Raw genomic sequence first — 14,590 nt, 5'->3', positions numbered from 1 at the left:
CGCCGGGTGCTGGTGGTCCGGGTGTTGGTGGGCAGTTGCCTGAGGTGCCGGATTCGGGTGGTCTGGTGGAGGGGGATCCGGGGGATTGGCAGCCGGTGGTTCCGGGGGCTCCGGTGCCGGATGCGCCGTCGGGTGTGGGTTCTGGTGGTGCTGGTCTGGGTCCGGATGTGCCGGCTGCTCCGGGTGCGCCGGCTGTTCCGGGTGCGCCGGTGGTGCCGGAGGTTCCTGGTGCGCCGGATGTGCCGGTGGTGCCGGGTGTTCCGCCGATGGTTCCGCCGATGATGCCGCCGGGTGCTCCCGGGCCGGGCGGGACGGACGGTGTGCCCCTTCCCGACCTGCCGGACGCCAACGGGCTCGTCACCGGAGACGAGGGCAACTGGCAGGGAAGCGGGGGCGAGGCGGACGGCCCGGCCGCGCCGGACGGCACCGCCGCGGGCGGTCCGGGCCTGGGCGCCCAGCCGGTCGGCACTCCGCCTCCGGACATGAGCACCCTGCCTCCGGGTGCGAGCAACTCACCGACGGACGTGGGCACCCCGCCGTACACCGGAATGGCCCCGCCGTTCGCCGGGATGCCGGGCCTGCCCGGTCCTGCGGGAACTCCGGGCGGCGGCGGTGGCCCGAGCATGCCGGAAACCCCGGACGCGCAGGGCCTGATCGGAGCCGATCCGGGCGCCTGGCACCCGGCGGGTACCGGTGTCGACCTGCCCGGTGCCCCGGCGGGCGCCGGACCCGGGGGACCGGGGCTGACCGGTCCCGGCGTGCCCGTCCCGGCCGACGCGGCGGTTGACGTGCCGGCTGCGGACGTCCGCGAACCCGGGATGCCGGAATGGCCCGGGGTGCCCGGCGTGTCCGTACCGGCCCAGCCAGCGGGACCGGCGAGTGGTGGAGCTGCCGTGCCGGAGCGGCCCGTCGCAAGTGGCCTGGTCGGCGCGGACGGCGCGGACTGGCTGCCAGCCGGTGGACCGCAGCCCGGCGAACCGCATTCCGGTGAGCCGATCGCCCGAAGCGGGACGCCTACGGGCGGAGTGGGCCTTGTCGCGCCTGCGGAGCCTGCGCAGCCCCCACCCGCGGTGGCCGTTGCCGGGCTGGCCGCCGCAGCGTCCCTCGCGGCAGCGGCCACCGCCCCGGCCGGGTCGGGGCCGAACCGTAACGCCCCGGCCGTACCGGGGACGAATCCCGGTACCCCGGTCCGGGCGGTCAGCCCGCCGACGCCACCGGTGGCCCGGGAAACGGCGGTTCCGGTCGAACACCGTGGCCCCGTCGTCGGCCCGATCAGCCAGTCCGAGGACGACCGGGAGGACCCGGACCGGCCCGAGTCAGCCGAACTGCTGACCGAGCAGGCCGCGACCTGGGCGACCGAGGACCCGGACGCCGACGCACCGACGGGCGACGAATTCGTACCGGTGATCCTGCCGGACGACGAGCAGACCGACACGACCGGTTGGGACGACGCCGGTGCGTCCTGGTTGGACGGAGGCACCGGCGAGGTGGACCGGAAGGCGAACGATGACTGAGCACCTGACCGGGCGGGCGGTGTGGCGGCGGACGGCCACCGGAGCCCGGACCGCCGACGAGGACGAGCGGCTGAGCTGCGGTGGGCGGGAACCCTCCGTCGAGGAGCGGTACCTGATCATGCGGGAGCGTCGGCTGGCCCGGAAGGCCGAGGAACGCGCGCGGGCCGAGGCCGAGGCGCGCACGGCCGGACCGGCCTCCCAGCGTCGGTCCGACGACGAGGAGGAGGACGACCTCAAGGCCGCCGAGCGGTTCCGCAACGACCGGTACGCGGTCAAACTGCTCCACCAGGACGATGCCGCCTGGACCGGCGGCGGCGCCGGCCCGGGGGTGCTCGGATGAGTACGGTCACCGTCAAGCGCCCGCCGCGGGCGGCCGGTCCGGACGCGCCCGAGGGCCGGCTCGAGTTGCAGGAGCCGCCGCTGATGGCGGAGGAGGCGCCGCTGGACTTCCGGTCGTTCGCGATGATCGTGCCGATGGGCCTCGGCATGGGCGCGATGATGGCCATGTTCGGGCTGTTCAGCCGCTCACCGATCATGTACGTGATGGGTGGTGCGATGGCCGCCGGTATGTTGCTGATGGGCGTCATGCAGATCGGCCGCGCCGCCGCCGACCGGAAACGCAAGATGCGCGGGGAACGCCGGGACTTCCTGCGCTACATCGGCCAGTTGCGCAGGCGTGCCCGCGCCGCGGCGGACCAGCAGCGGCAGTACGTGCTCTGGAACAACCCGCAGCCGAGCTGGCTGTGGTCGGTGGCGATGAGCAGCCGGCTGTGGGAACGGCGGCCCAGCCACGACGACTTCGGCCGGGTACGGATCGGGATCGGCCGGCAGAACGCCATGCTCGAACTGAGTCCGCCGTCGACAAAGCCGATCGAGGACCTGGAACCGCTGTCGTCCATCTCACTGCGGCGCTTCTCCGAGGCGTACCGGACGGTGTCCGGCATCCCGATCTCGGTGGGGCTGCGCAGCTTCACCAGCATCGAGTTCGAGGGCGATGTGGAGTCCGCGGTCGCCCTGGCCCGGGCGATGGTGGCGCAGCTGGTGACGTTCCACGCTCCGGACGAGCTGCGGGTCGCGGTGCTCGCCGAGGAGGTGCACCGCGATCCGTGGGACTGGGTCAAGTGGTTGCCGCACAACGCGCACCCCACCGCGTACGACTCGGCCGGGCCGGTGCGGTTGTTCTCCGGCCGGTACGAGGAGTTGATGGACCTGCTCGGCCCGGAGGTCGGCGACCGCGGTGACCACGACCGGGCGGCCCGGCCGTCGGCCGTCGAGCCGTTCCTGGTGATCGTGGCTCATCTGGTCGAGCTGCCGGAGAGTGCCCGCCTGCTGGGTGCCGGGATCCGCAACGTGGTGCTGCTCGACCTGACCGGTGGGATGCCGGGCGGCCCGAAGGTGCTGCGCCTGTCCGTGGCGGACGACCAGGTTTCGTACCCGGCCGGGGAGACCACCGGCACGGCGCAGCGGGACGGCCTGGACGTGACGGCGAGTGAGGCACTGGCCCGGATCATCGCGCCGAAGCGGACCAGCGGCACCCTCGACGTGGTCGACGAGCCGATGGAGTCCAGCTTCGAGCTGACTACCCTGCTCGGCATCCGCGACGCCTACACCTTCGACGTACCGGCGTTGTGGCGGACCCGGCAGCCGCAGCGCAACCGGCTCACCGTGCCGATCGGGGTCACCGAGGACGGCGAGGTCATCGAGTTGGACCTGAAGGAGTCGGCGCAGGGCGGGATGGGTCCGCACGGGCTGCTCATCGGGGCGACCGGGTCCGGGAAGTCGGAGCTGCTACGGACGCTGGTCTGCGCCCTCGCCGCCACGCACAGCTCGGAGATCCTCAACCTGGTGCTGGTCGACTTCAAGGGCGGCGCGACCTTCCTCGGCATGGAGAGACTGCCGCACACCTCGGCGGTGATCACCAACCTGGCGGACGAGCTGCCGCTGGTCGACCGGATGCAGGACGCGCTCAACGGCGAGATGACCCGACGTCAGGAGGCGTTGCGGGCCAGCGGGTACGCCTCGTTGTTCGACTACGAGAAGGCGCGGGCCGCCGGTGCCCAGCTGGTGCCGTTCCCGGTGCTGTTGATCATCGTGGACGAGTTCAGTGAGCTGCTCTCCAGCAAGAGCGAGTTCATGGACCTGTTCGTCTCGATCGGCCGGCTGGGCCGCAGCCTCGGGGTGCACCTGCTGCTCGCGTCGCAGCGCCTCGACGAGGGCCGGATCAACCGGGTGGAGGGGCACCTGTCGTACCGGATCGCGTTGCGTACCTTCTCGTCGATGGAGTCCCGGTCGGTGATCGGGGTCGGCAAGGCGTACGAGTTGCCGCCCGAGCCGGGCAACGGCTACCTCCGGCTGGACACCACCAACCTGGTCCGGTTCAAGTCGGCGTACGTCTCCGGCCCGTACACCGGGACGGGGGCGGTGCGGGAACGCCGCGACGACGAGCCGGCCCCGCTGCGGGTCGTCGAGTTCACCGGCCGGCAGGTCGACACCCGGCACGACCCCGGCCGCGAGCGGCTGATCGCCGCCGAGCCGACCGAGCTGGCGGAGGAGGCCGAGGCGGCGACCGGGCCGACCCTGGTCGAGGTGCTGCTCGACCGGCTGGCCGGGTCGGGGCCGCCGGCCCGGCAGGTCTGGCTTCCGCCGCTGTCGGCCGCGTCGAGCCTCGACGCGTTGCTGCCGAGCGTGGTGCCGGACCCGGTACGTGGGATGACCGTGGACGACCCGGACGCGCAGGGCCGGCTGCGGGTGCCGGTCGGTGTGGTGGACCGACCGCAGGACCAGCTCCGCGAGCTGCTGACCGTCGACCTGGGCGGGGCCGACGGGCACGTGGGCATCGCCGGTGCGCCGCAGAGCGGCAAGTCGACGCTGCTGCGCAGCCTGCTGCTGGGCCTGGCGTTCACCAACACCCCGCAGGAGGTGCAGTTCTACGGGTTGGACTTCGGTGGCGGGGGACTGTCGTCGGTCGCCGGTCTGCCGCACATCGGCTCGATCGCCACCCGCATGGAGCGGGACCGGGTGGTCCGCACGATCCAGGAGATCGGGCAGGTCATGGAGCGGCGGGAAGCCGAGTTCGCGGCGCGTGGACTGGACTCGATGCAGAGCTACCTGGCGGCTCGCGCGCGCGGTGACATCGACGACCCGTTCGGGCATGTCTTCCTGGTCATCGACGGCTACTACACGATGAAGCAGGACTTCACCGAGCTGGACAGCCGGTTCCAGGAACTCGTCTCGCGGGGGCTGTCCTTCGGCATCCACGTGATCATCACGGCGACCCGCTGGTCGGAGATGCGGACGTGGCTGCGTGACCTGATCGGCACCAAGCTGGAGCTGCGGCTCGGCGACGCGATGGAGTCCGAGGTGGGCTCCCGCAAGGCGGCCACCGTGCCGAACCAGCCCGGCCGTGGCCTGACCTCCGACGGCCTGCACTTCCTGGGCGCGCTGCCCCGGATGGACGGCAGTACGCAGGTGACCGACCTGGCCGAGGCGACCAAGTCGGTCACCGAGGAGATCGGCACCTTCTGGTCCGGTCCGCCGGCCCCCAGCGTACGGATGCTGCCCACCGTACTGCCGGTCGAACGGCTGCCGGACCCGGAACCGGGGTTCAGGGTCTGCCTCGGCCTGGACGAGCAGCGCCTGGCCCCGGTCTGGCACGACTTCATGACCACCCCGCACCTGCTGGTCTTCGGGGACAACGAGACCGGCAAGTCGAATGTGCTGCGTCTGGTGCTGCGGGCGATCCAGCGACGCTGGACCCCGGAGCAGGCGAAGGTGGTGCTCGGCGACTCCCGGCGGGACCTGGACACCGCCCTGCCGGCCGCCTACCAGGTCGGGTTCGGTTTCACCGGGGACAAGCTCTTCGAGCTTGCCGGGCAGGCCGCGGTGTCGATGAACCGGCGGGTGCCGGGCCCGGAGATCTCGTCCGAGCGGATGCGCAGGCGGGACTGGTGGGAGGGGCCGGAGCTGTTCGTCGTGGTCGACGACTACGACCTGATGACCAAGAGCGGTGGGGTGGGCTCGACGCTCGAACCGCTGCTGCCGCTGCTGGCCCAGGGCCTGACCATCGGTCTGCACCTGATCGTCGCCCGCAGCACCTCCGGCGCGATGCGGGCCATGATGGACCCGGTCATCCGCCGGCTCTGGGAACTCGGCACGCCGGCGACCCTGCTGTCGTACCCCAAGGAAGAGGGCAAGTTCCTGGGGGAGGCGGCGCCGCGCCGGTTGCCGCCGGGACGGGCCCAGCGGGTCACCCGCCGCGGGGTGTCGCTGATGCAGACCGGATACGTCGAATGAGCCTTCCGGCTTCGAAGGGAGTACGCGGGTGACCACCGCGATGCAGGGGCGGTTGTGCCGGATCAGCGTCGTCGGCCCGGACCGCAGGGTCGACGTGGCTGTCCCGTCCACCATGCCGGTGGCCGCTCTGCTGCCGATGCTGCTGCAGCACGCCGTGCCGGACTGGCGGCCCGAGGGCGACGACACCGGGGGCGCCTGGGTGTTGCAGCGTCTCGGCGCGGCCCCGTTCGACCTCGCCGCCACCCCGGAGAGCCTGGACTGGCTGGAAGGGGAGGTACTGCACCTGCGCCGGGCCGAGGATCCGCTGCCCGAGCTGGACTTCGACGACATCGCGGAGGGCATCGCCACCACCGTCAACCGCCGCTCGGACCGCTGGCAGCCGGAGTACCGCCGGCCGCTGTTCCTGGTGCTGTCCTCCGTCGCGCTGAGCCTGCTCGCCGTGCTGCTCACCGATCGGGGTCCGGTGCTGGCGCAGGTGGTCGCCGCCGGTGTCCTCGCGGCGGCGTTCCTCACCGCGGCGCTGGTCTACGCCCGCCGGGTGGCCGACGGCGCGTTCTCGCTGCTCTTCGGTACTGCCGCCGCGGCGTTCGCGGCGCTGGCGGCCGCCGGCGCGGTGGACGCAGATCCGACCGGGATCGCCGTCACCGGACCGGCGGTGCTGGCCGCCGCGACCGCGGTGGCCGGGGTGGCCGCGGTGCTGCTGCTGGCCCAGCGGACCCTCACCCCGCACCTGCCGTTCGCCCCGATGCTGGTGTTCGCGGCGACCGGCACCGCGACCAGTGTGCTGGTGCTGGTACACCTGGCCTCGTCGCTGGCCTGGCACCAGAGCGCCGGCATCGCCGTCACGGTGGCGCTGACGGTGGTCGTGGTGGCGCCCCGGGCGGTGGTGAAGTTCGCCCGGCTGCGCGGGCCGCAGCTACCGAAGACCGGCGCCGACATGTCGTACGACATCGAGCCGGTCCCCTCCGAAGTGGTGCGGGAGCGCACCGACGACGCCGACACCTACCTGACGGTGACGATGGTCAGCGTCGCGCTCGCGCTCCCGGTCCTGTTCGATCTGGTGCTCGCGACACCCGGTTGGGCGGGGTGGGCGCTGGTGTCGACGGTTGCGAGTGCAATCCTGCTGCGCGCGCGTACCTTCCTCGGGTTGTGGCAGCGCGTCGCGCTGACCGCCGCCGGTACGGTCGGGTACCTGATGGTCCTCGATCGCTTCTCCCAACTGCTGCCCGACGGATGGCGGTGGGTCCTGCTGGCCGGGTTGCTGGCGGTGCTGGTCCCGCTGGTGCTGGCCGCGATGCGGCCCTGGCCGCGGCGGCTACTGCCGTTCTGGGAGTACACGGCGACGTTCCTGGACGTGGTGACGGGGGTGGCGGTGTTGCCGGTGCTGGCGCAGATCCTCGGCCTGTACGCCTGGGCCCGCGGGTTGTTCGGGTAGGCCGGGGTGCAGACGCAGCGCGACCACGTCCACGCCCACACGTTCATGATGGGCCGGCTCAGCTCGGCCCTGGTCGAGGGGGATCCGACCGGGGCGGAGATCCCCGGCCGCCGCTCCCAGACCGGCCTGCTGGCCGGGGTCGTCGTGCTGGTGCTGGTGCTGGGTGGCTTCGCGGTCTACGGCTGGATCGTCCCCGGCGGCAGCCGGGCCTACCGGCAGGCCGGCGTGATCCTGGTGGAGAAGGAAACCGGTAACCGGTACGTGGTCGTCGACGGGGTCCTGCACCAGGTGCCCGACCTCACGTCGGCGATGCTGATCCAGGGCGCGGCGGGTCAGGTCAAACTCATCTCGAGGAACTCGCTGACCGACGTGCCCCGGGGGGTGCCGCTGGGGCTGGTGGGCGCCCCGCGGCAGATGCCCGCCGCCGACGCGTTGACCCGGGGCCCGTGGCTGGCCTGCCTGCCCGGCTCGGTGGCACCCGCCGGGGGCAACACCGGCCTGGGGGTCCAGCTCGCCCCGAGCGGCCCCACCACCGTCCTGCCACCGGACCGGTTCCTGGTGGTCCGCGACGGCGCCGGGACGCGGTACCTGCTGGCCAACCAGCTCAGGTACCGGATCGACGACGAGGCGGTGCTGGTGGCCCTCGGTGCTGCCGCGCTCGACCCGCCGCCGGCCCCGAAGATGTGGCTCGACTGGCTTCGGGGCGGCCCGGCGCTGGCTCCCGCCGAGATCGCCGGGGCGGGCGAGACCGGACCTCCGGTCGGCGGGCGGCGGTACCCCGTCGGCACGCTGTTCCGGCAGCGCGCGGAGACCGGCTCGGCGCAGCATTTCGTCCTGCGCCGGGACGGGCTGGCACCGATGAGCCGAACCGAGTTCCTGATCGCCGACGCCGCGACCACCCAGCCCCCGGTCGAGGTGGGGTCGGCCGCGATCGTCGACGCCCGCCGTTCGGCCGACCGGACGCTGCTCGACCGCCTGCCCGACGTCGCGTCGTGGCGGCTCGCCGAGACCGCCGACCAGGCCGTCTGCGTGCGACAGATCCAGGTCGGGCCCGAGACGGTCGCCGGCGTGGTGGTCCTCGCTGCACCGGGGGACTCGGGGGTCACCGCCGACGGGACGGCGACCGTGCAGGTCCGCCGCGGCTCGGGGATGCTGGTGCTGCCGGTGCCGGCCGCCTCACCGGCGGCCACCCGCCAGCTCGCGTTCATCTCCGACGAGGGCCGGGTCCACCGCCTGGCCGACGAATCCACGGTGGCGGCGCTGAAGCTCTCCGGCGTCAGCCCCGTGCCGTTCCCGAAGGAACTGCTGTCGGTGCTGCCCCAGGGGCCGGTGTTGAGCCGTGGAGCCGTTACCAGCCTGGCGGAAGGGTGAAGGCATGTCCGTGATCCGTGGTCTGCTGCGCGGCCAGGGCGGCCCGGCCGGCGGTGTCGTCCAGCACACCGTCGGTAACGCGATGGTGCTGCACGCCGAGGAGACGATCAGCGCCGAGGCGCAGTCGTTGGCGTTGACCGTGGTCGAGGACGCCGACAACGACGTGGTGGTGCTCGATCTGGGACACAGCCTGCCGATCGGATCCTGGGAGTCGATGGCGCTCGTGCTGCCCCGACGCCGCCGAGGCATCCGGCTGATGGCCTGTGGGTCGTACGGCGACACGGCTGCGATGGCCGGGCAGTGGCTGTCGGAGCGGCTGAACCGCACCGTCATCGCCCCTGACGGTGAGCTGATCCGGGGCGCGGGCGGCGGGCTGTTCGTGCACTCCACACCGAACAGTGGGTGGATCAGGTTCCGTCCGGGTAAACCGCCTACCTGGGACGCCAAGCGCTACCCGGCCCCGATGTGGGACAAGGCGGCGACCGAGCGGCGGGCGTCCAGCTCGACCGGGGAGATCGAGCCGTTGCCGGGTGGCGTCTGGATCCACGACGTACGCGACCCGGAGACGGTGGCCGAGCATCGTCAGCGGCTGGTCACCGACGTTCCGTGCCAGCCGGAGGTGATGACGGTGCTGCTCGGCTGCCCCGGCACCGCGCCGCTCTCTCTCGACGACGTGGTCCGCTTCTGGCGTGGCCTCGATCCGCAGAGCCGGGACCGGGCCCGGTTCGTCCAGTACGGCGACGTCCGTCTGCCGGAGGGCGAGGCGTTCGGCCAGGCCCTCGCCGACCTGCTCGCGACCGGTGTCATCTGCTACACCGGCGTGCCCATCGGTGCTCCGTACAAGTACGAGATCCGGGCGGTACGCGCCGACGGCGTGCTGGGCTGGCAGCCGTTCGCGCTGGAGCTCGGCTACGTCCCGCGTTCGCGGGACACCGTGAAGGGGCGGCGTCCGGCGGTGCTGCGCCACCGTGCCCCGCTGCCCCACGTCGAGGAGATCGAGAGCCGGACCTACTGGTACGCCCCGGACGCCGTGATCGAGGTGGTCCAGGCCGGGCTGTGGGTGCGTTCGGCGCAGGTTCCGCCGAACGCCGACCAGATCCGTGACCTGCGGCTCGACCCGGAGGGAAGCAGGCTGGTCTTCGACGACTCGGTGGCCGACCGTACCGGCCGGATGCGTGAACTCGCCGAGGACCTCGCGGCCCGGGTCGAGAGCAGCACCGGCCCGGAGCACACGCTGCTGTCGACGTCGGAGCTGGTACGGCAGCGGCCGGCGGGCCGGGCGGAGGCGGTGTTGGTCGCCACGGCACCGCCGATCGTCATCCGGGCGCCTCGGGAGGCACCGCAGCCGGCCGTGACGGCCGTCCCGGCACCGATGGCCGAGGCCGTCGTCCATCCGGCGGTGGCGGTGCGACCGGTCCCCGCGCCGGTAGCGGACCGGGTTCCGCCGGTGGCCGCGCCCATCGCACCGCCGGTCCCGGTGGCGGAGCCGGCGACGGTGGCCGTTCCGCCCGTACCTCCGGCAGCCGTGCCGGTGCGTGCGGAGCCGTCGTCCCACCCGGAACCGGCCGGGCCGCCGCCGGTCCCGATCGGGCCGGTCGCGGTGCCCGAGCCGGCGGTGACCCCCGTGACGGCCCGGTCGGTGGCCGGCACCGAGCCGGTCGCCGCCCCGCCGGCTCCGGTCGCCCCGCCGGGGATGGCCGCCGCGGAGCTGGTGGTGCCGCCCGCTGCGGCGCCGGACCGGCCGGCCGGCGCAGCGCCGCCCCCAGCTGTCACCGCCGCGCCACCCCGACCCGCGCCGGGCCCGGTGGACCTGGGGGTACGGCACCAGCCGGTGCCCGCCGCATCGGCGTCCGCGCTCCTGCCCAAGCGCCGCCAGCTCGACGACGAGCGGGCCTGGCTGCGTCGCGCGCTCAGTCGGGATTTCGACACGATGGCCAGCTCGGTCGCCCGGATCATGTCCGAGCATCCGGGGCTGCAGGGTTCGGGAGGTGTCAGTGCCGACGACATCCTCGCCGACTCGGTGGCGGTCCGCCTCTATCTGTCCGGGCGGGGCGCTGCTGTCGACGTCGGCCTGCGGTCCGGGACCATCGGCCCGCACGTACCGTTCGCGCGGTGCGTGGTCGCGGGGCTGTCCCGGCTGCCGTCCTACCGGGGCGCGGCGATCTACCGCACCTCGCCGCTGGCCGCGGAGTGGGCGTACTACCGGCAGCGCCGGCCGGTCACCGACTGGTCGTTCGTCACCGCGCTGACCGCGCCCTGTTCGGGGCAGCCGGGCGACACCGACGTACTGATCTGGTCGATGACCGCCCGTCGGACGGCGCTGCTGGAGCCGGCGGGCGACGACCGGGTCGAGGACCGGGTGCTGTTCCTGCCCGGAACCCACTTCAAGATCCTGGAGTTGCGGGAGCCGGCGGGCGACCAGCGCGGCGCCATCCTGATGCGCGAGATCGGGGCCACCGAGATCGGTCCGGACGGGCGAGTCGATCCCGGTCGGGCGTCCTTCGACGAACTCGCCGCGACATCGCTGCGGCGCAGCCTGAACCGGTGGGCCGAGGCCGAACCGGCCCGGCGGGTCGGTTCGGCCGCCCGGGAGCGGTTCGGCGTGCTGCCCGGCCTGGACCGCCGCCCGGCGGATGAGGAGGTGAGCGGGGGATGACCCGACAGGTACTGGTGGTTGGCGGGGGCAAGCCCGGCGCGTACCCGACGATCGGTGCCGCGGTGGCCCGTGCCCGGGCCGGGGCGACGATCACCGTCCATCCCGGCCGGTACGCCGAGAAGATCGTCGTCGGCGACCGGATCACGATCAGCGCGGCCGAACCGGGCTCGGTGGAGGTGCGGGTCGAGGAGGGCAGCGTACTGGTGGTGCACGGGGAGGGTGCCCAGTTGCGCGGCATCACCCTGGCCAGTGCCGATCCCGCCCTCGCCGCCGTCGACGTCTATTCCGGTGAGGCCGCGCTCGACCACTGCGTGATCAGCGGTGCGTCCTGGACGACGCTGCTCGCCCGGCTGCAGGGCTCGGTGGCCCTGCGCGGCTGCGAGATCCGCGGCCCGGCCGGGAGCGGGGTGGTGGTCACCTCGGCGGCGCCCAGCACCATCGAGGACACGGTGATCAGCGAGGTGGCCGGGTCAGGGGTGGTCGTCACCGAGACGGGTGTGCTGACCCTGCGGCGGTGCGCGGTGCGGGACACCGGCGCCAACAGCGTCTGTGTCAACGGCGACGGGCGGTTGACCGTCGAGCAGGCCGAGATCAGTGGGGCCGGCAAACCGGCCGTCGTGGTGGAACAGCGGGGCTGGGCGCGGATGGGTCGGTTGACCGTCACCGACAGCAGCAACGTCGACCTGTTCCTTCGCGGCGCCGTCGACGTGGTCGTCACCGACTCCCGGTTCACCGGCGCGGCGGTGCAGTCAGCGCACATCGCCGACGGCGCTGCGCCCCGCTTCGAGGGTTGCCTGTTCGGCGGCGCCGGACACAGCGCCGTGCACGTCACCGGAGCGGCCCGGCCGGTCTTCACCGACTGCACGTTCGCCGACACGCCGATCGGCATCAGCGTCGCCGGATCGTCCGCGCCCCGCTTCGCGGGGGCGACGATCCGGGGTACCACGACCCACCTCGCGGTCGTCGACGAGTCCGCGTCGGCAGTGGTACAACGGCTGCGGGCCGAGATCAGCTCCGGAGCCGGACTGCGGGTCGCCGGTGGTGCCGCGCTGGAGGGTACCGACCTGGTGGTGGCGGCGGGTCCGGCGCTCGCGCTCGAAGTCACCGAGGGGGCGCGTGGCGCGGTGCACGAGGCACGGATCACCGGTACGGCGGCGAGCGCGGTGGTCGTCGGCGGGGGTGCCGTCCTGGAACTGCGGACCGCCCTGATCCGGGGTACCGGCGTCCGTGTCGAGCACGGCGAGCTGCGGCTGCGGGACAGTGAGGTCGTCGAGGCGGCGGGCACCGGGATCGAGGTCGGCCCCGCCGGGGTGATCTCGGCCACCGAGACCCGCGTCCGGCGGGCGGGGCATGCCGGTGTCGCGTTCGGCCGGGGCGGCCGGGGCGATCTGACCGACTGCGAGCTGCTCGGCAACGGCACCGTCGGAGTCGACGTGGACACCCCGGAACCGGTGACGTTGCTCCGCTGTGTCGTGCAGGACAGCGGCGTGGAGGACGTCCGGCGGGTCGCCGACGCGCAGCTGACGGTCGAGGGACTGAGTTCCGACCGGCCGGCGGAACCGGTGTCCCCGGCGTCCGGTGGGCCGGCGTCCTCAGATCCGTCCGGCGGGGACGAGCAGGACGGTGGTCCGCCACCGGCCGTGCCCGAGCTGGGCGGACCGCTGGGTGAACTCAACGGCCTGATCGGGCTACGGGAGGTGAAGCACGAGGTCACTGCGTTGATCAACCTGATCAAGATGGCGCAGGTGCGGCAGGAGATGGGCCTGCCGATGCCGCCGATGAGCCGTCACCTGGTCTTCGCCGGCCCGCCGGGAACCGGTAAGACGACGGTGGCCCGGCTCTACGGGTCGGTCCTCGCCGAGCTGGGCATCCTCACCAAGGGCCACATGGTCGAGGCGGCGCGTGCGGACCTGGTCGGCCAGTACATCGGCTCGACGGCCATCAAGACCACCGAGCTGGTCACCAAGGCGCTCGGCGGGGTGCTCTTCATCGACGAGGCGTACACGCTGTCGGCCGGGTCGGGCGGGTCGGGACCGGACTTCGGCCAGGAAGCCATCGACGCGCTGATGAAGATGATGGAGGACCACCGCGACGAGCTGGTGGTGATCGTGGCCGGCTACTCCGAGCTGATGCAGAGATTCCTGGCCTCCAACCCCGGCATGGCCTCCCGGTTCACCCGGACCATCGAGTTCCCGAACTATTCGGTCGAGGAACTCGTGACGATCACCTCGAACCTGTGCGGCAAGCACTACTACGAGTTGACCGACGACGCGGTCGAGGCGTTGCGGACGTACTTCACCCGGGTGCCGAAGAACGCGACCTTCGGCAACGGCCGGGTGGCCCGCAAGCTCTTCGAAGCGATGATCAACAATCAGGCGTCGCGGCTGGCCACCACCCCACCGTCGAAGGACAGCGAACTCAACCGGCTCACCGCGCTGGACCTGGTTCCGGAGCTGGAGCTGCTGGACACCATGCCGGTGGCGGAGTCCGACCAGCCGGACTCCGCCCGCAATCCGGCCGCCGCGATCAACGCCGCCCGGAGCTGGCGGCGGGTCTGTGACCTGGTCGGTGTCGCCCCGGTGCGGGACGCGGTCGGCGCGACCCTGCTCCAGCTCTGCGAGCTGCGGAACCGGCGACGCGGGTACGGCAGACACGCCAACACGGTGATCTCCGGCCCGTCCGGCAGCGGGCGCAGCGAGATCGCCCGCCTCTACGCGGCGGGCCTGTCCGAACTGGACCTCGTCCCGGTCGGGCAGCTGATCCGGGTGGGCAGCCACGACCTGACGCCGCAGTGGCCGGGCCAGACCCGCAGCCTGGTCGAGGCGGCGCTGCGTGACGCCGAGGGCGGGGTGCTGCTGGTCGACTGGGCCGACGACGGCACCGGCGCCGGGCCGGAGATCATCGAGCACCTCGTCGCGGAGACCCGCCGTACCCCCGGCGACCCGGTCGTCGTGCTGCTCGCCGAACCGGAAACGGCGACCGCGCTGAGCCGGGCCGTTCCCGCCGTCGGTGAGATATTCGGGCAGCACTGGTCGATGCCCGCCTACTCCCCGGAGGAACTGGCCGAGATCGTCGTGCGGCATCTGGTGCGCCGCGGTCACGAGGTCCCCGACGATGTCCGGGCCGCCCTGGTGGGTCTCGCGGCGGGACTGCCCGCACGTACCGTCCGGGCCGCGCACCTGTACTCGTGGCAGCTCACCCGCACCGCGGCGTCCCGCACGCTGGCCCTCGCCGACCTGCACGGCGTGACCGCCCGGCGCGTCGCCACCAGCGAGCCCGCCGTCGGCCTGGCCGCGGTCGGCTGAGCCGCCCACCGGCCGC

Annotated in this window: 8 protein-coding genes; all 8 read left to right on the top strand. The window is 73.1% G+C overall.

From position 1 onward, the window contains the following. Positions 1-120: 120 nt before the first annotated feature. Genes C569_RS33375 through C569_RS0124160 form a run of 8 tightly spaced genes read left to right on the top strand, consistent with a single transcriptional unit; the run spans position 121 to position 14,574 of the window. Positions 121-282, top strand: a complete 162-nt coding sequence (locus C569_RS33375) for a hypothetical protein (RefSeq protein WP_155945602.1) — start codon at positions 121-123, stop codon at positions 280-282. A 38-nt stretch (positions 283-320) separates the two neighbouring features. After that, entirely contained in the window at positions 321-1,514 is a 1,194-nt protein-coding gene (locus tag C569_RS33370; protein ID WP_155945601.1) for a hypothetical protein, read from the top strand. After that, positions 1,507-1,854, top strand: coding sequence for a hypothetical protein (locus tag C569_RS0124185; protein ID WP_018788322.1), 348 nt, complete (start codon positions 1,507-1,509; stop codon positions 1,852-1,854). The genes C569_RS33370 and C569_RS0124185 overlap by 8 nt, the downstream gene beginning before the upstream one ends. Further along, the gene (locus C569_RS0124180) at positions 1,851-5,807 is read left to right on the top strand and encodes a type VII secretion protein EccC (RefSeq protein WP_018788321.1); all 3,957 of its coding nucleotides are present in this window, start codon (positions 1,851-1,853) and stop codon (positions 5,805-5,807) included. The genes C569_RS0124185 and C569_RS0124180 overlap by 4 nt, the downstream gene beginning before the upstream one ends. Before the next feature lie 40 nt (positions 5,808-5,847). Further along, complete coding sequence (eccD, locus tag C569_RS0124175) at positions 5,848-7,242, top strand: type VII secretion integral membrane protein EccD (RefSeq protein ID WP_369754016.1); 1,395 nt, start codon at positions 5,848-5,850, stop codon at positions 7,240-7,242. Between the two features lie 6 nt (positions 7,243-7,248). Further along, entirely contained in the window at positions 7,249-8,613 is a 1,365-nt protein-coding gene (eccB, locus tag C569_RS0124170) for a type VII secretion protein EccB (protein WP_018788319.1), read from the top strand. A 4-nt stretch (positions 8,614-8,617) separates the two neighbouring features. Then, entirely contained in the window at positions 8,618-11,269 is a 2,652-nt protein-coding gene (locus C569_RS0124165; RefSeq protein ID WP_018788318.1) for a hypothetical protein, read from the top strand. Further along, entirely contained in the window at positions 11,266-14,574 is a 3,309-nt protein-coding gene (locus C569_RS0124160) for a right-handed parallel beta-helix repeat-containing protein (RefSeq protein WP_018788317.1), read from the top strand. Before C569_RS0124165 ends, C569_RS0124160 begins: the two co-directional genes overlap by 4 nt. Positions 14,575-14,590: the final 16 nt, after the last annotated feature.

Source organism: Micromonospora sp. CNB394 (assembly GCF_000374985.1).
GTDB lineage: Bacteria > Actinomycetota > Actinomycetes > Mycobacteriales > Micromonosporaceae > Micromonospora > Micromonospora marina.
The sequence above is the reverse complement of the archived record's forward strand: the minus strand, read 5'-3'. Positions and strand labels throughout refer to the sequence as shown.